We start from the raw sequence: 21584 nt of genomic DNA, 5'->3' as shown, positions 1-21584 counted from the left end.
CCCTCAGAAACTTGTCGCAATGTACTTGGCTTCCATGAACTCGGCGATACCGTGATGCTGCCCTCCTTCACGTCCAAGGCCGCTCTGTTTCACACCGCCAAAGGGAGCGGCGGGATCGGAGACCAGTCCACGATTGAGCGCGATCATGCCGGCCTCGATCTTGGAGGCGACGCGCATGCCGCGGCCAATGTCGCGGGTATAGATGTAGGCGGCGAGGCCATATTCCGTATCGTTGGCGGCAGCGATGACTTCTGCCTCGCTCTCGAAACGGTAGAGCGGCGCGACGGGACCGAAAATCTCCTCGCAGCCCATATCGGAGGCCGGGGAAACATCGACAAGCACCGTCGGCCGATAAAAAAAGCCGCGGCCTGCCAATGATCGTCCGCCGCAGAGGACACGCGCTCCCCGCGAAATGGCGTCCTCAACAAGGCGCTCGATCTTCTCCACCGCCTTGCGCGTGATCATCGGACCGCATTCCGTATCCGCATCCACACCCGAGCCTACGTTGAGGGCGGCCATGCGTTGGGTAAATTTTTCGGCGAAGGCATCGTGGATACCGTACTGGATATAAATGCGGTTTGCCGCCGTGCAGGCCTCACCCGCATTGCGCATTTTCGCGACCATCAGACCCTCGATCGCCGCGTCAATGTCCGCATCGTCGAAAACAACGAACGGGGCGTTGCCCCCGAGTTCCATGGAACAGGAGATGACATTTTTCGCCGCTTCCGCCAGAAGCATGCGGCCGACGCCGGTCGAGCCTGTGAAGGAGAGTTTTCGCACCCGCGGGTCGGCCAGCATGGCGGCGATGACGGGGCCTGGCGTCGATGTTGTCATCACGTTCACGACGCCCGGCGGCACGCCAGCCTCCTCGTAGAGAGCCGCAAGTGCATAGGCCGTCAGCGGCGTCTCGCTCGCCGGCTTCAAGATGACGGTGCAGCCTGCCGCAAGGGCAGGCGCGATCTTGCGGGTCGCCATCGCGGCCGGGAAATTCCACGGTGTGATGAGAACGCAGATGCCGATAGGCTGGTAATCGACGACGATGCGGTTTCCGCCGGCCGGGGCAAGGCCGAACTCACCAGAGATCCGCACCGCCTCCTCGGCGTTCCAACGAAAGAAGTCCGCCGCATAGGCCACCTCGGCGCGCGCGTCGCGCAACGCCTTCCCGTTCTCGAGCGAAATGAGCCGGGCAAGCGTTTCGGAGCGCTCCACCATAAGTTCGAAGCAGCGGCGCAGGATCTCGGAACGCTTTCTAGGCGGCGTCTCGCGCCAGCTTTCCGCGGCGCTTGCGGCGGCCTCCACGGCCGCTGCCGCATCCGCAAGGGTCGCATCCGGCACGGCAGCAATGACCGCCTCGGTCGAGGGGTCGATCACCTCGATCCGACCCTCGCCCGCCGCAGGCCGCCAGGCGCCGCCAATATAGAGGCCGCGGGAGAACGCGCCGAGCTCGAAGGGATCGTGGTCTGGATGCGAAGAATGCTGGTTGACGTTCATGATGGTTTCCCAGGTCAGAGGGCGGAAGCGGCCAGGTCGCCGTCATAGGCGGCGCGCACCAGGCCGCGCATGGCGGCCGCATCGAAGGAGCGGGGGTTATTCTTGATCAGCCGGCCGATGCCGAGCGCCTGCTCTGCGGCCCAGTCGATCCGGTCTTCCGGAAGGCCGAGCCCGGCAAGCGTCGGCGAGATGCCGATCGCGGCGAAGAGGCGGCTCACCTCGCCGATCGCGGCATCGGCAAGCGTCTCGTCGTCCTCCACTCCGGTCGGATCGAGGCCGAGCGCCCTACCGACAATGGCGATGTCCGCGCCCGCGACGCGGCGATTATATGTCATCACATAGGGCAGCATGGTCGCAACCCCGAGGCCGTGCGGCGTATGGGTCAAGGCACCGACCGGATATTGCACCGCATGGGCCGCAGCGGTACCCGCCGTTCCGAAGGCGCAGCCGGCTGCGAGCGCACCCATCATCACATCGGCGCGCGCATCGATGTCGGAGCCGTCGACGAAGGCCTTTTCCAGGCTCCGGCTGAGGAGCCGGATGGCATGCAGCGCGAACTGGTCGGAGAGATCGCTCTTGCCGATGAAGACATGCTGCTGCGCGAGTTCAGGATCGCCGGGGCGGCGCATGGCCGTGAAGGCTTCGATGGCATGCGTCAACGCATCCGCACCGGCAATCGCCGTGAGCCCGGGCGGGCAGGACAAGGTCAGTTCCGGGTCGCAGATCGCCGTTGTGGCGATGAGATAAGGGCTGGAAATGCCAACCTTCAGGGTACGGTCAGGATCGGAAACAACCGCGACCGGCGTCGCCTCTGAGCCTGTGCCTGCCGTCGTCGGCACGGCGATGACCGGCAGGACGGGCGCCGGCACCTTGAACTCACCGTAGTAATCGGCGAGCGCGCCGCCGTGCGCGAGCAGGAGCGAAGCGCATTTCGCCATGTCGAGGCAGCTGCCGCCACCGATGCCGATCACCATATCGGGCTCAAAGCCGCGCGCGGCCTCAACGCAAACCGCGACAGTTTCTTGCGGCACGTCCGGCAGCGTCTGGTCATGAACCAGCACGACAATGCCGGCTGCTTCAAGCGCGGCGATCATTTCCGCGAAGACCGGTGTTGCGGAAAAACGCGCATCCGTGCAGACGAGTGCGCGCCGGCCGGTTCTGCTGGCGACGCTCGCGAGCGCATGGCGCTGGCCGACGCCAAACAGAATTTCCCGCGGCAGCCTCAAGGCGGCAAACAGGCTCATGATCTTTGTCCCTCGAAGGCCAGAATGCGGGGGTGCGAAAGCGCGTTGAGGTCTTCCCACAGGCGCTGGTCGATCTCGAACCCGTTGCGGCTTGCCGCCGCTCGCCGCCGGCGGGCACGGTCGCCCGGGACGAGAACCGGTTTGCCGGCGCTGGCGGGTGGTGAAGCGCGCACGGCATCGAGATAGGTCGACAGTCGCGCCGGCAGTCCCGGCGCCAGACTGGGCTCGATCAAGATGAAGACGTCGCCCTTGTTGCATGGCGACTGGCTGTCGAGCGTGCCGCGCGCATCCGGCGCGAGCGCCGAGCCGGCAAGAGCTGCCACCAGCAGCTCCATGGCGATGCCGAGCCCGTAACCCTTCGCGTCGCCGAAGGGCGCAGTCGCGCCGGCCTTCGCACGCCCCGGATCGGTCGTCGGGTTACCGGCCGCATCGCGCGCCCATCCCTCGGGAATGGGCCTGCCGGTCGCCGCGTGATGATGGATGCTGCCCATCGGCACGAGGCTGGTGGCCAGGTCGAGCACGAGCGGTTCCTCGGCCGTCGGCACGGCGATAGCGATGGGATTGGTGCCGAGCATGGCCCGGGTACCGCCGAAGGGATGGACCAGCGCCTCGCTCGACGAGAGCGCGATGCCGACGAAACCCATTGCGGCGATGGCCTCCACATAATGCGCGAGCATGCCGAGATGGTTGGCGTTGCGCACGGCGACAAGGCCGATGCCAAGATCCGCAATGTGAGGCGATAGCCGCTCGATCGCGGCCATGGCGACGACGGGGCCAAGTCCCGACGCCCCCTCCACCTCCAGCACCGCATCCGCGCGCCAGCGCTGTGTGCCTTTCGTCTGCGGGTCAATGACCCCGGCCTCGATCCGTTCGACCAGCCGCGGAAGCCGGTACAGGCCATGCGACGGGTGCCCCTTCATCTCCGCCGTCACCAGGACGCGAGCCTGCAGGGCCGCATGGTCACGCGGTGCGCCATGCTCTTCGAGCAGTCGGGTGGCAAGCGCAAGCGCTGCCGCTTCGGATAGACGCATGATTTTTCCTCCCTATATTAAATCGTATAGGATATAGGATTGTCTTAGCCGCAGCATCGTGCTAGCGATTGGACCTGTCAAGAGGCAAGGCAGCGGATGATTTCGACGAGACCGAAGGAACCCTCAACGGGCACAACCCAGATACCGCGCGCCAACAGCCTGGCGGGCGACGTCTACGAGGCAATTTTCAACCAGCTCATGTCGTTGAAGATTGCGCCGGGGACGCGCATCACGGTCGACAACCTGGTCAAGGAGTTCAACGTCTCCCATACGCCGATCCGTGAAGCCCTCGGGCGGCTTGAAGGCGAAGGCCTCGTCGTCAAGCAGCATCTCGTTGGCTATCGTGCCGCGCCGCAGATCACGCGCCACCGTTTCGACGAGCTCTATGAACTGCGTCTGCTGTTGGAACCTGCCGGCGCTGCGAAGGCAGCCGAGGCGATGAACGACGAAAAGCTGGCCATTCTCACCGAGGCCGCGGGCGTGATGACACGCAGCGACAACAGGGACGAACGAGCGAACTATTCGGCCTTCGCGCGCCAGGACGCCATCTTTCACGACCGGATCATGGAATTTGCCGGCAACGAGTTGATCCGCGAGATGCTGACATTCCAGCACACGCATTTCCATATCTTCCGCCTGATGTTTCATCGCCGCGTCACCGAGGAGGCGCTCGCCGAGCATCAGACGCTGCTCGATGCCTTTGCGGCGCGCGACCCGGGCGCGGCTGCGAACGCAATGCGCATTCATATCGAACATTCGCGCGACCGGCTGTTGCCGGCATTCGACGAAGTCTGAGCAACCGCGCCGGGCAAGGACGAGCCTGCCCGACCTGACAACGAGGAGGAGAACCCATGCCAGGCAAGAAAATCCTGATGCTCACCGGCGATTTCACCGAGGAGTACGAAATCTTCGTCTATCAGCAGGCGATGGAGGCGGTCGGCCACACGGTGCACGTCGTGTGCCCGGACAAGAAGGCCGGCGACATCCTCAGGACGTCGCTGCACGATTTCGAGGGAGACCAGACCTACACCGAAAAACTCGGGCACAACGTCACCATCAACAAGACGTTTTCCGAGGCCGAGAACCAGCTCGACCAGTATCATGCCGTCTACTGCGCCGGCGGGCGCGGACCGGAATATATCCGCACCGACAAGCGGGTGCAGGCAATGGTGCGTCATTTCCACGAGCAGAAGAAGCCGATCTTCACCATCTGCCACGGGGTTCAGATCCTGATCGCGGTCGACGGTGTCGTTCGCGGCAAGAAGGTGGGTGCACTTGGGGCCTGCGAACCCGAAGTCACCCTGGCGGGCGGGACCTATATCGACCTCTCGCCAACCGAAGCCTATGTCGATGGCACGATGGTTTCAGCCAAGGGCTGGACGGCGCTCGCCGCCTTTATCCGCGAATGCCTGAAGGTGCTGGGAACGGAGATTCACCACACCTGAGACGACGGACCAAATAACAGAAGGCCCGGCAGGTGACATCTGCCGGGCCTTGTTTGCGGTTGGGCCAGCAATCACGCTCCGCCGCGGTTCCAGCCGCGGCCACGCTCGCCGAACATTTCATAGCCGCCATCGGTGATGGCGAGCGTATCCTCCAACTTGATGAATCCGCGCTTTGGGTGAAGCATCGTCGTCTCGACCGAGATCACGCTCCCGGCTTCCAGCGGCTTGTCGGCATCGATGCCATCATAGGTGACGGGGTGGTTCGTCATGAGGAATGGCGCTTCGTGGGCGATGAGGCCCATGCCATGGCAGAAAAAGTCGGTGAAGGCCGCTGACGGCGAGGCCTTGAGCTCGGCCTCCGCTGCCACGATCATCTCCCTGCCCGCAGCCCCTGCCCTGACATTGGCGAAGGCCGCTTGCTGGATGCATTCGACTTCGGCCAGAAGATCCTCCAGCTCCGCATCCGGCTCGCCGAGCACACCCATGCGGCACAGGTCACCGATATATCCGTGATAGTTGCCGCCGGAATCGATCGACAGGATCTCACCCTCGACCCAAGCTTGCGGCGAGCCCGCGCGGTTGTGGCTGGAGCCGAGCGTCAGCAGGCAATATTCGAAGTGCAGGCCGCGGTTCGTTTCCTCCCGGCGCAGCTGCTCGATGATCTCCATCTTCGTCGAACCGGCGCGGGCCGCCGCGACCGTCGCCAGCATCGAGTCGGTGATCAGTTCGGAGGCGCGTCTCAGCTTTGCCAGTTCATCTGGCGTCTTGACCGCCCTTAACCGCTCCAACACATGCGTGGCATCGACAAATCGGGCGCCATCCAGCCGATCGGCAAGCAGGTCGCGGGCGTCGGATGGCAGGAAGGCTGGCTCGATGCCAATGCGCCCACCGGTCTTGCCGATTTTCTTCAGGTGCTCGACGGCGAGCCCGGCGGCATCCTGCGTGCCCCAGCTCGCCGTATGCACGGCAGGCGTCCAGAACGGATTATTCTGGTGTTCTGCGCCCTCCATGCGGTTGCCCACATAGGCGGAGTGATCGGGCGCGCCTTTCTCATAAATCACCATCGGCAGATACCGGCTATGCCCGATCGCATCCATGGCCGCGAAGAAGATGAACTTGTAGCCGCCCATGAGATATTGCGTGTTGTGTTTGGAGGTGGCGACGATGACGTCGATACCGGCTACCTCCATGAGACGGTCGAGCTTGGCCGTATCGAACGGCGTCACGGCGGCCTGCCTTGTTTGCCCTGCATTGTCGTTCATTGTCTTTCCTCCCAGAAAATGGATGCGACGCCTCAAAAGCCCGGCGGCAGCAGGCGGAAGTCCGGCAAGTCGCGAAGCGCAAGCTCCGGCCCCGCCGGTGAGTAGACCACGAAGAGGAGCATTGGCCCGCCGCCAGTGTTCTTCGTCGAATGGAAGCGACTTTCGGGAACATAGATCGTGCAGCCGCTGGCGACCTTCCTCGTGATCGGATTACCCGTCTCGTCCTCGACCATTTGCTCGCCCTCGCCGGAAATCACAAAAATGATTTCCTCCGCGCCAGGATGATTGTGGCGGGAATGGCCTTCGCCGCTTGGCAGTTCGACGACACCGCCCGAAAAGCGACTGGCGCCGTTGACCTCGGGCGCCACGGTCAGCGACAGCTTGCCCCAGTCGAAGCCGAAGGCGCTCACATCCTTAGGATAGATGAAGTACTTGTCCTTTACCATGAAACGGCTCCTCCACGTCCTTGCTCAGACGACCGCGCCGATGGCGAGCGCCTTGAAATCTTCCGTCTGCTTACGAATTGCCGCCTCTGCCGGCAGGCGCTCCATCGAGCTTGCGCCATAAAAGCCGTGGCAGCCAGGGCAACGCTCGAGAACGTAGCGCGCATCCTCCGGCATCGAGATCGGCCCGCCATGGCAGAGCACAATGACATCGTCGCGCACGGAACGCGCTGCCTTGGCGATCGCGGTGATCTCATCGATGCAGTCATCGAGCGACTTGCCGGAGGTGGCCCCGATCGTGCCGCCGGTTGTCACGCCCATATGCGCCACAATGATGTCGGCGCCGGCGACCGTCATGGCGACAGCCTCGCTCTCGTTGAAGACATAGGGTGTCGTCAGCAGGTCGAGCCCGTGGGCGGTGGCGATCATCTCGACCTCCAGATTGTAGCTCATGCCTGTCTCCTCGAAACTCTGCCGCATCCGGCCGTCGAAGAGACCGATTGTGGGGAAGTTCTGTACGCCGGAAAAGCCCATTGCCTTGAGGTCGGCGAGGAAGCGCGGCATCAGCACGAAGGGGTCCGTGCCATTGACGCCGGCGAGTACCGGGGTCTTTTTCACGACCGGCAACACTTCGAGCGCCATGTCCTTGACGATCTCGTTGGCATTGCCATAGGCGAGCAGTCCGGCGGCCGAACCGCGCCCCGCCATGCGGTAGCGCCCGGAATTGTAGATAATGATGAGATCGATGCCGCCTGCCTCCTCGGCCTTGGCGGAGATGCCCGTGCCGGCCCCGCCCCCGACGATCGGCACGCCGGCTGCGATCATGCCGTGAAATTTTTCGAGGATGGTGTTGCGCGGTATGACTGGCATCGATTTGTCTCTCAGGGGTTGGCGATGTCACGATAGGCCGCGACGGCGGCCTCGGCGAAATCTGGGTCGTTGATATGGAGCGGCAGGCGAATAATACGTCGCGACGCCGTCGGCTTCACCGTCGCCTCGAGCGCGGCGAAAAGCGCGGCGTCGGCTTGCGGATCGAAGAACGCACCGCCTTCGATGTCGAGGGCCGAAACACCCTTTTCGGGAATGAGGAAGCGTAGGGGGCCGTGGCAGAGATTGAGCTTGTCGCCGATCCAGCGACCAATCTGCGCGCATTCGGCCAGCGTCGTGCGCATCAAGGTGACGTTCGGGTTGTGCTGGTAAAACAGCCGACCGGAATAACGCTCCGGAACGGTCGCCGGCGCCCAGAAGTTCACCATGTCGAGCGCACCAACCGAACCGATATAGGGCAAGCCTTTGCGAGCAATGGCGCCGAAACGGTCCGAGGTGGCCGGCAGGACGCCGCCGAAAAGCAGGTCGCAGACCTCGGTCGTCGTGATGTCGAGCACGCCAGAGATGAGCTCGCTGTCGGCAAGCTTCTCCATCGCCCGCCCGCCCGTGCCTGTGGCGTGGAAGACCAGGCAATCATAATCTGCTCGGAGGCGCTCGACCATGGCCGATACGGCAGGTGTGGTAACGCCGAACATGGTAAGCCCGAGGGCCGGTTTGGATGCAGTCACCTCAGCCGGGCGGTGGGTCATGGCGGTGATCGCCTGAGCGGCGTTGTGAAGGATGACGCGGCTCAGCCGGTTCAGGCCCGCCATGTCCGTGACCGAAGGCATCATCACGATGTCTGAAACATCGACAAAGGGAGCCACATCGCCGGATGCGAGCGTCGAGACCATGATCTTTGGCAGACCGAGCGGCAATTGGCGCATGCCTGCGGTAATGATCGAAGTGCCTCCGCCTCCACCTATACCGATGACGCCGGCGATGTCCTGGCGCTCCACAAGGAAGCGCGCGAAAGCAATGCCCATCGCCGCGACCGCACTTCCGCGGTCCCCGCTGGCAAGAACGGCTCCAGCCCCGTCCGGATGGCACGCCGCCACTGCGTCGGCCTTCACATCGACGGCGGTCGCAGGCTCGCCTATGCCGACGTCAACGCGGACAACACCGCCGCCCGCCGCTTCGATGCAAGCGGCAAGATAGGCAAGCTCCTCGCCCTTCGTGTCGGCCGTGCCGACCACGTAGATCTGCTTCATTTCCCCTCCGAGACCGGGTGGATTTCCTCCCGGCATATCTCACGTTGGGACAAAGCGACGGGCCCTTGCAAATTTGTGAGACGTGCGTATCATAAAGACATGGATGTCTCACGTCAACAGAACGAAACAGCCAGGACCGAGCGAGGCCCGCGTGCCCGAACGCGAAAACTGATGCTCGAAACGGCTACGCGGCTCATGCAGTCCGGCATCACGCCGTCGGTAAGTGAAGTCGCCGAGGCAGCCGAAGTCTCGCGTGCGACGGCCTACCGTTACTTTCCGAGCCAGGCCGTGCTCGTGCATGCCGTGGTGGATGAGGCTCTGGGGCCGATACTCAGTTGGTCATCGGATAGTCCGGACGCACGCACTCGCGTTGCCGACCTCTTGGCGACTGCAATGCCGCGCATCGATGAGTTCGAGGCCACCTTCAAGGCGGCGCTGAAACTTTCGCTGGACCAGTGGGCGCAGCGCCAGGCGGGCACGCTCGGCAACGAGCCGCTGTTCAAGCGCGGCCACCGGGTCGACCTGCTGAAGAGCGTCACGGCCCCCCTGCAGGGCACTGTGCCGCCCGAATCCCGGGAACGCCTTGCACAGGCGCTTTCGCTTGTCTTCGGCGTCGAGGTGCTGATCGTATTGAAGGATATATGGGGCCTGACCTCGGAAGGCGCGCAGTCTGTTGCCGAGTGGGCCGCCAGGGCTCTTGTCGATACCGCATTACGGCAGGCAGAGAGCGGGGCATAACGTGGCGCGCCCAGACTTGGCGCACAACTGGTTAGACCAGTGGCAGTAATATGTTCTTGTATTGTGGTCCGGATCGGCGATGATGAATGTGAGGCGGCCCGCCACGACTGCGTCGGCAGGCCCGGAATTACAGGGGAATGACAGCGAAAGCCTGAAGACGAGCCTTTGACGAGAGGTCTCCCAGGTTGCGCTTGACGATAATGGCATTTGGTAATACCAGATCAAGTTAATGACATTCAGGCTTGAGATCTGAAACGAGCTAGGGGTCGAGGAGGACCCCCAGCACGAACACCACCCAGGAGGATCGGGAAGCCAGATCGGGAGGCCCGCGATGAAGCGGGAGGCGTGCATAAATGGGAGGAAACGTTATGCGCAAAACTATGACCGGTCTGTTGGCCGGTGTCGGATTGATGTGGGCGTGCGGAACATCCGCACAGGCCCAGGAACTGACCATCTTCTGGGCCGAGTGGGATCCGGCAAACTACCTTCAGGAACTCGTCAACGAATACGAGGCTCAAACCGGCGTCAAGGTCACGGTCGAGACCACGCCGTGGGCCGACTTCCAGACCAAGGCCTTCACCGAGTTCAACGCCAAGGGTTCAGCCTATGACATGGTCGTCGGCGACAGTCAGTGGATCGGGGCAGCGTCAGAAGCCGGCCATTACGTCGATCTGACCGACTTCTTTACCAAGCACAATCTGACCCAGGTGATGGCCCCGGCAACGGTGAAATACTACGCCGAATATCCGTCGAACTCGAAAAAGTACTGGTCGGTTCCGGCCGAAGGCGACGCCGTCGGCTGGTCCTACCGCAAGGACTGGTTCGAAGACCCCAAGGAGATGGAGGCGTTCAAGGCCAAATACGGCTACGATCTCGCACCGCCGAAGACATGGGCCGAGATGCGTGACATCGCCGAGTTCTTCCACCGTCCAGACCAGAAGCGATACGGAATCGCCATCTACACCGACAACTCTTATGACGGTCTCGTCATGGGTGTCGAGAACGCGATCTTCTCGTTTGGAGGCGAACTCGGCGACTACCAGAGCTACAAGGTCGACGGCATCATCAATTCCGAGAAGAACGTCAAGGCGCTCGAGCTTTATCGCGAGCTCTACGGCTTTACGCCACCGGGCTGGGCCAAGTCCTTCTTCGTCGAGAACAACCAGGCGATCACTGAGAACCTGGCGGCGATGAGCATGAACTACTTCGCCTTCTTCCCGGCCCTGGTGAACGAGGCGTCCAACCCGAACGCCAAGGTTACCGGCTTCTTTGCCAATCCGGCGGGCCCAAACGGCGAGCAATTCGCAGCGCTCGGCGGCCAAGGCATATCGGTCATCTCCTACTCAAAAAACCAGGAAGAGGCGATGAAATTCCTCGAATGGTTCATCAAGGACGAGACCCAGAAGCGCTGGGCCGAACTCGGCGGCTATACGGCAAGCGCCAAGGTGCTTGAATCGCCGGAGTTTCAGAACGCGACACCCTATAACAAGGCCTTCTACGAGACGATGTTCAAGGTGAAGGACTTCTGGGCAACGCCTGAATATGCCGAACTGCTGATCCAGATGAACCAGCGCATTTATCCCTTCGTCACTGCCGGCCAAGGCACGGCGAAGGAAGCGCTCGAATCCCTGGCAGCGGACTGGAACGCGACGTTCGCGAAATACGGACGCCACAAGTAGCAAGCGCGCTCAGCGGAGGGGCCGCGGCCCCTCCCATTTCATTCTGCATCTCCGCGTTGAAGGCGCGGCTCAAGAGGGCGCGGCGCCCGGAATTCACTTCGCGCATCGTGATGCCGTTCCGGCATCCGGCGCCGAACTCTCGGAGGAGGAGAGGATTGGCCACCGCAGTCATGACATCGCTGGACACGAAATCGCGTGCCGCATCCCGCGGCATGAGCGACATCCGGATTCGCAATCTCTTCATCATTCCGACGATCCTGTTCCTGATCGTCTTCAACATCTTTCCGCTGATCTATTCGCTCGGCTATTCCTTCACCGACTTTCGCGCTTCGTCGAACGCGCCGGCCAACTTCGTCGGCCTGCAGAACTACCGCGAGTTGCTGAACGATCCTTTCATCTGGTCGAATTTCGCCATCACCGCGAAATATGTGATCGTCTCTGTGACGGGGCAGGTGATCGTCGGCTTCGGCACCGCGATGCTGCTCAACCGCGATATCCCGCTGAAGGGTCTTTTGACGACGCTGCTGTTGCTGCCGATGATGCTCTCGATGGCAGTGGTCGGCCTCTTCTGGAAGCTGCTCTACGACCCGTCCTTCGGCATCATCAACTACGCACTCGGCCTCGGCTCCTTCGAGTGGCTGTCGAATCCGGACATGGCGCTCTATGCGGTCGCAATCACGGACATCTGGATGTGGTCGCCCTTCGTGATGCTGCTGTCGCTTGCCGGCCTTTCGGCCGTGCCAAAGCATCTCTACGAGGCAGCGGCGATCGACCGGGCGGGGCCGTTTTATACATTCTTCCGCATCACGCTGCCGCTGGTGGCGCCGATCCTGATGATCGCAATCATCTTCCGCACGATGGAGGCCTTCAAGACCTTCGACCTCGCGTACATCCTGACCAGCCAACCGACGACCGAGGTGATCTCCATCCGGCTCTACAAGATGGCCTTCCAGGAATGGCAGACTGGGCGCTCCTGCGCACTCGCCTACATCGTCCTGATCATGGTTCTCGCCATCACCAACATCTACGTCAAGTACCTCAACAAAGTGAAGGAGCGCTGAGATGGCTGCCGTCCAAACCCGCTCCGAACGCGCGCTGAACCGGGTGGCGATCGCCGCCGTACTGGTCATCACGCTGATCTTCCTGGCGCCGATCTATTGGATCACCTCGACGGCCTTCAAGCCGCGCAACCTTGCCACCACCATTCCGCCGACGGTGCTCTTCGAGCCGGAACTCTCGCCCTTCGTGAAGCTCTTCACCAAGCGCTCGCAACTGCGCGGGGCGCCGAGCCCTGAAGAATATGCCGCCGCCCCCTGGTGGGAGCGGATGGTGTTCGACGGCGGCGAGAAGATCGTTCGCTCCGGCCGCGGCGAGGTGCAGCCCTCCGGCTATCCGAACCGCTTCATGAACTCGCTGATCGTCGCCGTCACGTCCACGGTGCTGGCCGTCGGCATGGGAACCTTCACAGCCTACGGCTTCTCGCGCTTCAAAGTGAAGGGGGAGGCAGACCTTCTCTTCTTCATCCTGTCGACGCGCATGCTGCCGCCCGTCGTCGTGGCAATCCCGATGTTCCTCATGTACCGCGTCGTCGGCCTCAACGACACGCATTGGGGCCTCATCATCCTCTACACCGCCTTCAACCTTTCCTTTTCCGTCTGGCTGATGAAGGGCTTCATCGACGAGATCCCGAAGGAATACGAGGAGGCCGCGCTCGTCGACGGCTACACGCGGATGGAGGCCTTTTTCAAGATCGTCATCCCGGAAGCAGCGACCGGAATCGCCGCGACCGCGGTCTTCTGCTTCATCACGGCCTGGAACGAATATGCATTTGCGCTAATTATGACCAACCGACGCGCGCAAACGGCTCCACCCTTCATCCCGAGCCAGGTCGGCTCAGGCCTGCCGGATTGGACGGTCATTGCGGCCGGCACGTTCCTGTTCCTGCTACCGGTCGCCATCTTCACCTTCCTGCTCAGGAACCATCTCCTGCGCGGCATGAGCTTCGGAGCGATCCGCAAATGACTTTCCGCGCCTTGAACCAGAAATATCTCGAACCCGCTTCACAGTATCTGATGATCCTCGGCATTATCGCGCTCTGCCAGCCCTGGAACCTGTTTCTGCATCGCTACGGCATGACGATGACGCTCGTCGGACTGATCGCCTTCATGGTGACGACCAAAATCCCGCGGGACGCGCAACCAGACGAAGGCAACCATTCATGACGCAGATCGAACTTCGCGGAATTCAGAAATATTTCGGTGCCGTCCAGGTCATCAAAGACCTTAATCTCGCCATCGCCGACAATGAATTCATCGTGCTCCTTGGACAATCGGGCTGCGGAAAGACGACGACATTGCGCGCCGTCGCGGGGCTGGAAACGATCGACGAAGGCGACATTCTGATCGACGGGCAGCCGGTGCAGCATATCAAGGCGTCCGGCAGGGACATCGCCATGGTGTTCCAATCCTTCTCGCTCTATCCGCACATGACGGTCTACGAGAACATCGCCTTCCCGCTCCGCGCTACCCGGATGAGCCGTGCCGATGTCGATGCGTCGGTCCGCGAGATCGCCGGTGTGCTGCGCATCGCCGGTCTGCTGGCCCGCAAGCCTTCGGCGCTGTCAGGCGGCGACATGCAGCGGGTCGCAATCGGCCGTGCGCTGGTGCGGCGGCCAAAGGCCATGCTGATGGACGAGCCGATCGGTGCGCTCGACGCGAAGCTGCGCGAGGAGATGCGGGCGGAAATCAAGCGTTTGCATATCAAGCAGGGTTCAACCACCATCTACGTGACGCATGACCAGGTGGAGGCCATGTCGCTCGCCGACCGCATCGTCATCATGCACGAGGGCATCCTTCAGCAGGTCGGCACGCCGGAAGAGGTTTACGCGCAACCCGCCAACACGTTCGTCGCCCAGTTCGTCGGAAGCCCGGTCATGAACATGGCGCCGGCGACTATAAGCGAAACGGGCAGCCATACCAGCGTGCAGATTGGCGACGGGACGACTGGCTTCGAGTTCCCCGCCGTGCTGGCCAACCGCCTCTCTGACGCAAGAGCCGAGAACGGCAAGCTGACACTCGGGGTCCGGCCCGAGGGCGTGCTTGTTTCACGGGAGGCCCGCGAGGGCTTCATGCCGGTCGAGGCGCATATCATCGAGCCTCTCGGCTCGCACGACATCGTGGACCTGAAGGTCGGTCGCCAGATGATCAGGGCACGCACCAAGAGCGGTTTCGTGCCTGGTCCCGGCGAAGCCGTCTGGGCGCGCATCGACCCCGCCCAGGCACATTTCTTCAACACCGCGACCGGCTCGTCGCTGGGGATCAGACTCTGATGGCGCATATCGAACTCAAGGGCATCACCAAGACCTTCGGCAACCACACGGCGCTGAAAAACCTGAACATCGACATTGCTGACGGCGAGTTCTTCGTGCTGCTCGGGCAGACCGGCGCCGGCAAGACGACGACGCTGCGCCTGATCGCCGGTCTCGAAAAGCCGACCGCAGGCCAGGTCTTCATCGACGGGCAGGACGTTGCCGACTGGGGTGCCGCGGAGCGCGATGTGGCCCTTGTGCTCCAGCAATATTCACTTTACCCGCGCTATACGGTACGGGAGAACCTGGAATTTCCATTGAAATCCCGTATCCGTCGCGTTGAGCCCGGAGAAATCAAGGAGCGCGTCGACCGCGTTGCAAAGACCCTGCGCATCGAGCATCTGCTCGACCGCAAGACGGACCGGCTGTCGGGAGGCGAGATGCAGCGCGTATCGATCGGCCGGGCCATCGTGCGCAAACCGCGGGTCTTCTTGATGGACGAACCGCTTTCGGCGCTCGACGCGAAGCTTCGCGAAGCACTTCGCACCGAGCTGAAAAACCTGCAGATGAACCTCGGCGCGACCTTCCTCTTCGTCACTCACGACCAGATAGAGGCCATGTCGATGGGCGACAAGATCGGCGTCCTGAACAATGGTCAACTGGTGCAGACGGGTACGCCGCAGGAGATCTACGGAAACCCGGTCAACACCTTCGTCGCGCGCGCGGTCGGCTCGCCGCCGATGAACCTGATCGCCGGCACGCTTGCCGGCGGCGAAGCAGTGGCGAGCGAGGGCTACCGGCTGCCCCTCGGGAAAGGACACGGGATCGCGACAGACGGTCGCCCGCTCACCTTCGGCATCCGTCCCGAGGACATTTTTCTCGACAGCGGCGCGCCCGGCGAAGCACGGGTCCACGACGTGGAAAATCACGGTGTCGAAAAGATCGTGACGCTGCGCACCGGCGAGAGGTTCATCCACGCGACCGTGCCGACACAGACGGCGCTTCGGATCGAGGATGAGGTTCGCTTTTCGTGGAATCCGGAAAAGGTCGTGCTGTTTGACGCCGGAAGCGGTGTAAGCCTGCGGCACGCGGGCTGACCTGATCGGTCCGAAGGATGCCAGCGGCCTCGGCGGCACGGCAGGGGCAGCGAGCGTTTCGAGTTGTCGCGACGAGGCGCTATGCGGGAAAGCGCCGGCGGTAGTGTTCTACCACTTCGGGATTGCACAAATTGACGGGCAAGTCGCCCTTGATGACGCGCAGGGCTTCGCTCGCCGCGCCTGTTCCCATGCGCATCATGCTCTCTTCCGTCAGACCAGCCAGATGCGGCGTGACGATGACGTTGTCAAAGCCGAAATAGGGATGGTCGAGCGGCAGCGGCTGCGTTGCGAAGACGTCGAGCGCGGCTCCGCCGACGCGACCATCGCGCAGCGCCTCGACCAACGCCGCATCATCGATCACCGGGCCGCGCGAGACGTTGACCAGAATGGCCGCGGGCTTCATGCGCCGGATGCGACCGGCGTTGAGCAAGCCGGTCGTCTCCGGCGTCAGCGGGCAGCAGAGCACCACGATGTCGGCCGTCGCTACAAGCTCATCGATCGTCAGGAAACGCACGCCGTCCGGCACGCTTTCCGGCGACCGGCTCGTGGCCACCACCTCCAAGCCGAAGCCGAACTTCGCGATCTTGAAGATCGCCTTGCCGACATTGCCCATGCCGACGATGCCGATGGTGCGGCCGGCGAGGTCGACGGCCGCGTCCGATCGGGCGCGGCCCGCCACCCAGCCGTTCTGACGCAGTTCGCGGTCCATCAGGCGGAAGCGCCGAAGCAGGGCCAGTGTCACAAGGAAGACGTGCTCGGCGACAGTCGAGGCATTGGCGCCCGGGACATTGGCGACAAGCACGCCGGCGCGGGTCGCTGCATCCATCGGCACCATGTCGAGCCCGGCACCATGGCGGATCGCCGCGCGAAGCGCCGGCGCATCCTCGAAGAAGGCCGGCGGGATCGGCGCTCGTATGACGAGGATGCCCGCGCCGCGGCCTTCTCGCAGCAATGTTTCGGGATCGGGCGCGGAAGCGACGCGCAGATCACCCGCAGCCTCGAGCATGGACCTGGCCGCAGGGTGCAGGGGATGTGTGGAAAAGATGAAGCTCATCGGCCCTCCCCGCCGGTTACGCCTATCAAGCTGCCGTCGCTGGACCGCCGATAAGGCCCTTCCAATAGCTTTCCGCACCTTGAAGATGCGCGCTCATCAGCGCCTGGGCGAGATTGCCGTCTCGGGCAAGCAGCGCCTCGTAGATGCGGATATGCTCCTCATGCGAGCGCCGGCTGCGGGCGGCGTCGGCAAAATAGATCGGCAGGCGGTGCTCGCCCATGACGTAATAGACGCTGCACACCCGATGGAAGACGCTATTTTTGGTGGCCCGGACGATCTCCAAATGAAAATCCCGGTCCTCGCGCGCCAGCCCCTCGCCGGCGGCAAGCTTCGCCTCCGACGCGGCGAGGATATCGCGCAAGTGCTGGTAATTCTCCTCCGTCGCCCGATTGCATGCGAGTTCCGCGGCCTTGATCTCATGGATCTTGCGAAGCTCCACGGTCTCGTAGATCAGGATAGGGTCAAGTGGTACGCCGGCGCGGGCAAAGAGTGCCATTGCCTCCACGCTCGCCTCCGTGGTCGTCAGATAAATACCCGACTTGGCCCGGCGCTCGACGATGCGCATTGCCTCAAGAATGGCCAGTGCCTCGCGAACCTGGCCCCGGCTGACGCCGAAATGCTCCGCAAGCTCTCGCTCCGAAGGCGTACGGCCGTTGCCGCTCGAGTTCGAGAACAGGTGGGCTGCGAGATCGGAGAGGAGGGAGTTTTCTTTCATCGTCACTGTCTTTGCGCGTGAGTCTCCAGGACCCGCTGATTGATCGTGAAGCCCAGGCCAGGCCTGTCCGGGATCTCTACCATACCGTCCTTCACCGACACAGTGTCCTCGACAAGATCGTGGATCATCGGATTGGCGCCGAGCGAATATTCGATGATGAAGCTTGCCGGAGAGGCCGCGCACAAGTGCAGGCCGGAGAAGAAGCAGGGCGCGCCGGCCCATAGATGCGGCGCGAAACGGAGGTTGAAGGCGCTGGCGAGCGAACTGATGCGCATCGCCTCCGTAATGCCGCCGCAGAAGGCGGGATCCGGCTGGAATATGTCGGCGGCCCGAAGCATGGCAAGATCTCGGAAAGCGAAACGCGTCGCCTCGCTCTCGCCCGCAGCGATCGGCACGTTCCCAGCCGCGCGCACCTCCGCCATGCCCGGCTTGTCATCCGCTATCACCGGCTCCTCGAACCAGGCGAGGTCGCAATCGGCGACCATCTGGATGAAGCGCTTTGCCTCCGCAACAGTATAAGTGCCGTGCGCATCGACCATCAGGTCGACGTCGGGGCCGATTGCCTTGCGAGCCGCCCGCACGCGCGATGCCGAGACATGCAGCGCACGATCCATCGCACCGACACGCATCTTGACCGACTTGAAACCACCGGCCGCGACATAGGACCGGAGCTGTTCGCCGATCCGGTCCACGCTCTCCCAACCGCCCGAGGCATAGGCGGGCAACCTGTCCGCCTTGCGCCCACCCAGCAGCTTCCAGACGGGGACGCCGAGCGACTTGCCGAGAATGTCCCAGAGCGCTATGTCGACCGCGCTGATCGCCGCGACGGAAAGGCCGCGCCGCGCGATCTCGGGCATGGCGTGACCCGAACTCGCCGCCGTCTCGTGGCGTACGCCATTATAGAGCATCTCCCAAATGGTGGAGATGTCGGCGGGATCGCGGTCGATGAGCTTCGGCCCAATCTCGTGATTGAGCATGTGGACCAGCGTGCCATAGGTGCCCGAACTGCCCGCGGCATTCTTGCCCTCTCCCCAGCCAACGATGCCGTCGTCCGTTTCGATCCGCAGGATCGCACTATCGAAGGTCGTCAGACGGCCGAAGTCGCTGCGGTGCTGACGGCTCGCCTCGATGGGAATTTTAATCCACCAGGCCTCTACGGTCTTGATGCGCATGTCTCGGATCCCCTGCCCCTCACGGCCCGCGAGCCGCAGGGCATTTGTCTTTCCGTTCGTTACTTGATCAGCGGCAGGATCGTCTCGGCGGTGATCCGCATCTGATCGTCGTAGAACTTCTCAGTGAGAAGACTCGAGCCGTGGTCCTGGATAAATTTCAGTTGCTCCGGGGGAATATCGACGGGGTTGCGCTCGACCATGTCCGGATATTTTGAGGCCGGCGTGCGGTCGACCGGAGCGACGAATTCGTTGGTGACGGCGCCGTCGTACCCGATCTCCTTCAGCGTGCCGATGATCTTCGGCCAGTCGAGCTGTCCGAGGCCGGCGGCAAAACGATTGTTATCGGCGACGTGGAAATCGAACAGGCGCTTTCCAGCGAGCCGGATCGCTTCATACATGTCTTCCTCCTCGATGTTCAGGTGGAAGGCATCAAGGCAAACCCCGCATTCGGGGCTGACGGCATCGGCGAGCGCCAGCGCTTGGGCGGCACGGTTGAAGAAATAGGTCTCGAAACGGTTGAGTGGCTCGACGGCAATGCGCACGCCCCTCTTCTGAGCATGGGCAAAACACTCCTTGGTAGCGTCCACCACCCATGTCCACTCTTCCTCCTCGGTGCCATCCGGCACCACCTTGCCGACGGTCGCCGGCACTAGGGTGACGATCTCGCCCTCGAGTTCGCTGACCATGGTGATGACGCTCTTGACATAGTCCACCGACCTGGCGCGCTGGCCTTCATCCCTGGCGGCAAGATTGCGCTCGCCGAGCGTCAGCGTAACGGCGCCCCAGCAGCGGATGCCATGCTCTTTCAGCAGCGCCCGCGTCTCGTTGACGTCGTACTGCGCCGGCTCGCCGGATATCTCGATGCTTTCGTAGCCATATTTCTTGATGCGCTTCAGCGTGACGGCGAGCGGCTCGGCCCGCATCCAGTTATGTGTCGAAAGATGCATGAGGTCCTCCCAGATAGTTGCAGCACGGTCCACCGCCAATCGGGCGGCAAAATGTTGTGTTATCGTTGGCCGCTCTCGCCATCCTCGGCAATCTGGTTTGGCCAATTCTCGTTATTTTAAAGCTCTAGCTCAATTCTTGAACCTCTGCAAGACGGAGCCAGAAGGTCGATATTTCTTTAGCCGGTCGGTATTTAATCTCGAATTTCTCGCTTACGTACGAATCGGGCACCCCAAGCGCGTAATAAACTGGCTTGACCAGATTCGAAGATTTGGTATGACCAGATCTGGAAAAGTGATAGGACGTTGAAAGCATCTCGGAGTGGCCGCAGGCCAAGTGGAGGGGAGATGAAGATCGGCATGTGCATGTTCCTCTGGACGACAAGTGTCGGCCGGAAACACGAGGCACTGTTACGCGATATCAAGGACACGGGGTTTGACGGTGTCGAGATCCCGATCTTTTCGGGCACACCCGACGACTACCATCGGCTGGCGGACATACTTGACCGGATCGGCCTGGAACGGACCGCCGTTTCCGCCATGGGCGATCCGCAGATGAACCTGATCGCCGCCGACAACGCGACCCGCAGGCGCGGCATCGACTACATGAAATGGGCCATCGACTGCAGCGATGCGCTCGGCGCGACGATGCTGAGCGGCCCGCTGCATTCGACGCTCGGCAAATTTTCCGGCAGCGGGCCGAGCGCCGCGGAACTCAAGCGCTCGGTTTACTCGCAACGCGCGATCGGCGATCATGCAGCAAAGCATGGCATCACGATCGGGCTTGAGGCGCTGAACCGCTTCGAATGCTACCTGTTCAACACGATGGACGATCTTGCGGCCCATATCGACGCGGTCGGACATCCGCATATCCGCGCCATGTACGACACGTTCCACAGCAATATCGAAGAAGCCGATCCCATTGGCGCGTTCATGCGAAACAGTGACCGCATCGTGCATGTCCACATTTCGGAGAACGACCGCGGCGTACCCGGGCGCGGCAACATTCCCTGGGCGGAGACGTTCCGGGCGCTACGCGCGAGCGGCTATGATGGGTGGCTGACAATCGAGGCCTTCGGTCGGGCACTCAAGGAACTCGCCGCCGCGACAAAGGTCTGGCGCGACTTTTCCGAGACACCGGAAGCGGTCTATCGCGAAGGCTACCGCCATATCCGCGATGGATGGCACGCGGCGGCATGAATACCAACCGATTCTCGCCGCGGTCGATCAGGGAACCATCGGGCTGAACGCTGCACTGGCAGGCCACGCCTTACGCCTGAGCAATCACCTTCTGCCTGCTCTCATCGAGCGGCCCGATTCCCTTGCAAATCGAAGAGATTTCCGAAGGCGTCCGCTCAGGAGACATCCCGTCAGGAAACCAGGGACATCGGCGGGCGGGCGGCGGGCGATGCCTTGCGGATATCGGTGGTCTGAAAGTGGGAGATTCTTTCGTTCAACACTTCCACCTGATGCCGGAGCCGATGAATCTCCGAGGTGTTTTCCTCCACCATGGCGGCATTGTGCTGGGTGATGTGTTCGACATCACGAACGGCATTGTTGACCTCGTCGATCCCCTTGTATTGCGTGGTCGTCGAAGACGAGATGACTTGCACCAGCCCATTGATCGAGGTGAAGTGTTCCATGATGGATGAAAGCGCCTGGCCGGTCTCCTCGACGAGTTGGACGCCTATGCCGACCTGCGATGCGTCTTGTTACTCAGCTGATGGCAATAAGGCTTGCATTGCCGCCGGCAGCCGCCGTGTTAATCGACATCGACACCTCCTCCAGCAGCCAATTCAAGCAATAGGCTTCGGGATCGCCCGCAATTCCTCGGTCGTCGCGGTGTGGACCAGCAGAAGCGCTCTGGCAGGGGAGCGATGAAGC

General features: G+C 62.4%; 21 protein-coding genes and 1 pseudogene. 10 read left to right on the top strand and 12 right to left on the bottom strand.

What is annotated here, in order from left to right; genetic code table 11:
- Nucleotides 1-3: 3 nt before the first annotated feature.
- The 3 genes from AC245Y_RS30405 to AC245Y_RS30395 are packed head-to-tail and all read right to left on the bottom strand — an operon-like array spanning nt 4 to nt 3766.
- Nucleotides 4-1491 (bottom strand): NAD-dependent succinate-semialdehyde dehydrogenase, encoded by a 1488-nt coding sequence (locus tag AC245Y_RS30405; protein WP_017996406.1) that lies wholly within the window; start codon nt 1489-1491, stop codon nt 4-6.
- Between the two features lie 14 nt (nt 1492-1505).
- Nucleotides 1506-2735, bottom strand: coding sequence for an iron-containing alcohol dehydrogenase (locus AC245Y_RS30400; protein WP_012755383.1), 1230 nt, complete (start codon nt 2733-2735; stop codon nt 1506-1508).
- Nucleotides 2732-3766: an Ldh family oxidoreductase gene (locus AC245Y_RS30395; protein WP_017996407.1), complete on the bottom strand. Its 1035-nt coding sequence runs from the start codon at nt 3764-3766 to the stop codon at nt 2732-2734. Before AC245Y_RS30395 ends, AC245Y_RS30400 begins: the two co-directional genes overlap by 4 nt.
- Before the next feature lie 96 nt (nt 3767-3862).
- Between AC245Y_RS30395 and AC245Y_RS30390 the strand changes: the two genes are divergently transcribed.
- Both AC245Y_RS30390 and AC245Y_RS30385 read left to right on the top strand, forming a co-directional pair.
- The gene (locus AC245Y_RS30390) at nt 3863-4561 is read left to right on the top strand and encodes a GntR family transcriptional regulator (RefSeq protein ID WP_003562942.1); all 699 of its coding nucleotides are present in this window, start codon (nt 3863-3865) and stop codon (nt 4559-4561) included.
- 56 nt (nt 4562-4617) lie between these two features.
- Complete coding sequence (locus AC245Y_RS30385; protein WP_003562944.1) at nt 4618-5211, top strand: DJ-1/PfpI family protein; 594 nt, start codon at nt 4618-4620, stop codon at nt 5209-5211.
- 71 nt (nt 5212-5282) lie between these two features.
- Here AC245Y_RS30385 and AC245Y_RS30380 read toward each other — a convergent pair whose 3' ends face one another.
- The 4 genes from AC245Y_RS30380 to AC245Y_RS30365 are packed head-to-tail and all read right to left on the bottom strand — an operon-like array spanning nt 5283 to nt 8994.
- Entirely contained in the window at nt 5283-6473 is a 1191-nt protein-coding gene (locus AC245Y_RS30380) for a M24 family metallopeptidase (RefSeq protein ID WP_003562945.1), read from the bottom strand.
- Between the two features lie 32 nt (nt 6474-6505).
- Nucleotides 6506-6919: a cupin domain-containing protein gene (locus AC245Y_RS30375; protein WP_003549741.1), complete on the bottom strand. Its 414-nt coding sequence runs from the start codon at nt 6917-6919 to the stop codon at nt 6506-6508.
- 24 nt (nt 6920-6943) lie between these two features.
- On the bottom strand, nt 6944-7786 hold the full coding sequence (locus tag AC245Y_RS30370) for a phosphoenolpyruvate hydrolase family protein (RefSeq protein WP_003562947.1): 843 nt from the start codon (nt 7784-7786) through the stop codon (nt 6944-6946).
- Between the two features lie 11 nt (nt 7787-7797).
- Nucleotides 7798-8994 (bottom strand): Tm-1-like ATP-binding domain-containing protein, encoded by a 1197-nt coding sequence (locus tag AC245Y_RS30365; RefSeq protein WP_003562950.1) that lies wholly within the window; start codon nt 8992-8994, stop codon nt 7798-7800.
- A gap of 99 nt (nt 8995-9093) precedes the next feature.
- Here AC245Y_RS30365 and AC245Y_RS30360 point away from each other — a divergent pair, with 99 nt between their 5' ends.
- From AC245Y_RS30360 to AC245Y_RS30330, 7 genes are all read left to right on the top strand, one after another.
- Complete coding sequence (locus tag AC245Y_RS30360) at nt 9094-9732, top strand: TetR/AcrR family transcriptional regulator (protein ID WP_017996408.1); 639 nt, start codon at nt 9094-9096, stop codon at nt 9730-9732.
- A 368-nt stretch (nt 9733-10100) separates the two neighbouring features.
- Nucleotides 10101-11411 carry an ABC transporter substrate-binding protein gene (locus AC245Y_RS30355; protein WP_003562954.1) on the top strand — a complete coding sequence of 437 codons (1311 nt, stop codon included), beginning with the start codon at nt 10101-10103 and terminating at the stop codon, nt 11409-11411.
- Nucleotides 11412-11566: 155 nt separating this feature from the next.
- Nucleotides 11567-12472, top strand: a complete 906-nt coding sequence (locus AC245Y_RS30350; RefSeq protein WP_003562956.1) for a carbohydrate ABC transporter permease — start codon at nt 11567-11569, stop codon at nt 12470-12472.
- Between the two features lies 1 nt (nt 12473).
- Complete coding sequence (locus AC245Y_RS30345; RefSeq protein WP_017996409.1) at nt 12474-13433, top strand: carbohydrate ABC transporter permease; 960 nt, start codon at nt 12474-12476, stop codon at nt 13431-13433.
- Entirely contained in the window at nt 13430-13633 is a 204-nt protein-coding gene (locus AC245Y_RS30340; protein WP_003562960.1) for a hypothetical protein, read from the top strand. Before AC245Y_RS30345 ends, AC245Y_RS30340 begins: the two co-directional genes overlap by 4 nt.
- On the top strand, nt 13630-14739 hold the full coding sequence (locus AC245Y_RS30335; RefSeq protein WP_012755377.1) for an ABC transporter ATP-binding protein: 1110 nt from the start codon (nt 13630-13632) through the stop codon (nt 14737-14739). Before AC245Y_RS30340 ends, AC245Y_RS30335 begins: the two co-directional genes overlap by 4 nt.
- Nucleotides 14739-15815, top strand: a complete 1077-nt coding sequence (locus AC245Y_RS30330) for an ABC transporter ATP-binding protein (RefSeq protein ID WP_017996410.1) — start codon at nt 14739-14741, stop codon at nt 15813-15815. Before AC245Y_RS30335 ends, AC245Y_RS30330 begins: the two co-directional genes overlap by 1 nt.
- A 79-nt stretch (nt 15816-15894) precedes the next feature.
- On the opposite strand, the gene AC245Y_RS30325 is transcribed toward AC245Y_RS30330, so the two are convergent.
- Genes AC245Y_RS30325 through AC245Y_RS30310 form a run of 4 tightly spaced genes read right to left on the bottom strand, consistent with a single transcriptional unit; the run spans nt 15895 to nt 19703 of the window.
- Nucleotides 15895-16869 (bottom strand): hydroxyacid dehydrogenase, encoded by a 975-nt coding sequence (locus AC245Y_RS30325; RefSeq protein WP_017996411.1) that lies wholly within the window; start codon nt 16867-16869, stop codon nt 15895-15897.
- 25 nt (nt 16870-16894) lie between these two features.
- Nucleotides 16895-17584, bottom strand: a complete 690-nt coding sequence (locus AC245Y_RS30320; protein ID WP_003562968.1) for a FadR/GntR family transcriptional regulator — start codon at nt 17582-17584, stop codon at nt 16895-16897.
- A 2-nt stretch (nt 17585-17586) separates the two neighbouring features.
- Entirely contained in the window at nt 17587-18756 is a 1170-nt protein-coding gene (locus AC245Y_RS30315; protein ID WP_003562969.1) for a mandelate racemase/muconate lactonizing enzyme family protein, read from the bottom strand.
- 59 nt (nt 18757-18815) lie between these two features.
- Nucleotides 18816-19703 (bottom strand): sugar phosphate isomerase/epimerase family protein, encoded by an 888-nt coding sequence (locus AC245Y_RS30310; protein ID WP_012755374.1) that lies wholly within the window; start codon nt 19701-19703, stop codon nt 18816-18818.
- Nucleotides 19704-20048: 345 nt separating this feature from the next.
- Here AC245Y_RS30310 and AC245Y_RS30305 point away from each other — a divergent pair, with 345 nt between their 5' ends.
- On the top strand, nt 20049-20900 hold the full coding sequence (locus AC245Y_RS30305; protein ID WP_017996413.1) for a sugar phosphate isomerase/epimerase family protein: 852 nt from the start codon (nt 20049-20051) through the stop codon (nt 20898-20900).
- Nucleotides 20901-21070: 170 nt separating this feature from the next.
- Here the strand turns inward: AC245Y_RS30305 and AC245Y_RS30300 are convergent.
- Nucleotides 21071-21406, bottom strand: a pseudogene (locus AC245Y_RS30300) (methyl-accepting chemotaxis protein); the annotation flags it as partial.
- Between the last annotated feature and the right edge of the window lie 178 nt (nt 21407-21584).

It is taken from the genome of Rhizobium sp. SRDI943, from assembly GCF_057653695.1.
Note: the sequence above shows the minus strand (reverse complement) of the source record. Positions and strands in the feature narration are given on the sequence as shown.

What these genes read in the sequence shown, in the direction of transcription:
- AC245Y_RS30405 (WP_017996406.1), bottom strand. Translation starts at nt 1,491, where the DNA reads ATGAACGTCAACCAGCATTCTTCGCATCCAGACCACGATCCCTTCGAG.
- AC245Y_RS30400 (WP_012755383.1), bottom strand. Translation starts at nt 2,735, where the DNA reads ATGAGCCTGTTTGCCGCCTTGAGGCTGCCGCGGGAAATTCTGTTTGGC.
- AC245Y_RS30395 (WP_017996407.1), bottom strand. Translation starts at nt 3,766, where the DNA reads ATGCGTCTATCCGAAGCGGCAGCGCTTGCGCTTGCCACCCGACTGCTC.
- AC245Y_RS30390 (WP_003562942.1), top strand. Translation starts at nt 3,863, where the DNA reads ATGATTTCGACGAGACCGAAGGAACCCTCAACGGGCACAACCCAGATA.
- AC245Y_RS30385 (WP_003562944.1), top strand. Translation starts at nt 4,618, where the DNA reads ATGCCAGGCAAGAAAATCCTGATGCTCACCGGCGATTTCACCGAGGAG.
- AC245Y_RS30380 (WP_003562945.1), bottom strand. Translation starts at nt 6,473, where the DNA reads ATGAACGACAATGCAGGGCAAACAAGGCAGGCCGCCGTGACGCCGTTC.
- AC245Y_RS30375 (WP_003549741.1), bottom strand. Translation starts at nt 6,919, where the DNA reads ATGGTAAAGGACAAGTACTTCATCTATCCTAAGGATGTGAGCGCCTTC.
- AC245Y_RS30370 (WP_003562947.1), bottom strand. Translation starts at nt 7,786, where the DNA reads ATGCCAGTCATACCGCGCAACACCATCCTCGAAAAATTTCACGGCATG.
- AC245Y_RS30365 (WP_003562950.1), bottom strand. Translation starts at nt 8,994, where the DNA reads ATGAAGCAGATCTACGTGGTCGGCACGGCCGACACGAAGGGCGAGGAG.
- AC245Y_RS30360 (WP_017996408.1), top strand. Translation starts at nt 9,094, where the DNA reads ATGGATGTCTCACGTCAACAGAACGAAACAGCCAGGACCGAGCGAGGC.
- AC245Y_RS30355 (WP_003562954.1), top strand. Translation starts at nt 10,101, where the DNA reads ATGCGCAAAACTATGACCGGTCTGTTGGCCGGTGTCGGATTGATGTGG.
- AC245Y_RS30345 (WP_017996409.1), top strand. Translation starts at nt 12,474, where the DNA reads ATGGCTGCCGTCCAAACCCGCTCCGAACGCGCGCTGAACCGGGTGGCG.
- AC245Y_RS30340 (WP_003562960.1), top strand. Translation starts at nt 13,430, where the DNA reads ATGACTTTCCGCGCCTTGAACCAGAAATATCTCGAACCCGCTTCACAG.
- AC245Y_RS30335 (WP_012755377.1), top strand. Translation starts at nt 13,630, where the DNA reads ATGACGCAGATCGAACTTCGCGGAATTCAGAAATATTTCGGTGCCGTC.
- AC245Y_RS30330 (WP_017996410.1), top strand. Translation starts at nt 14,739, where the DNA reads ATGGCGCATATCGAACTCAAGGGCATCACCAAGACCTTCGGCAACCAC.
- AC245Y_RS30325 (WP_017996411.1), bottom strand. Translation starts at nt 16,869, where the DNA reads ATGAGCTTCATCTTTTCCACACATCCCCTGCACCCTGCGGCCAGGTCC.
- AC245Y_RS30320 (WP_003562968.1), bottom strand. Translation starts at nt 17,584, where the DNA reads ATGAAAGAAAACTCCCTCCTCTCCGATCTCGCAGCCCACCTGTTCTCG.
- AC245Y_RS30315 (WP_003562969.1), bottom strand. Translation starts at nt 18,756, where the DNA reads ATGCGCATCAAGACCGTAGAGGCCTGGTGGATTAAAATTCCCATCGAG.
- AC245Y_RS30310 (WP_012755374.1), bottom strand. Translation starts at nt 19,703, where the DNA reads ATGCATCTTTCGACACATAACTGGATGCGGGCCGAGCCGCTCGCCGTC.
- AC245Y_RS30305 (WP_017996413.1), top strand. Translation starts at nt 20,049, where the DNA reads ATGAAGATCGGCATGTGCATGTTCCTCTGGACGACAAGTGTCGGCCGG.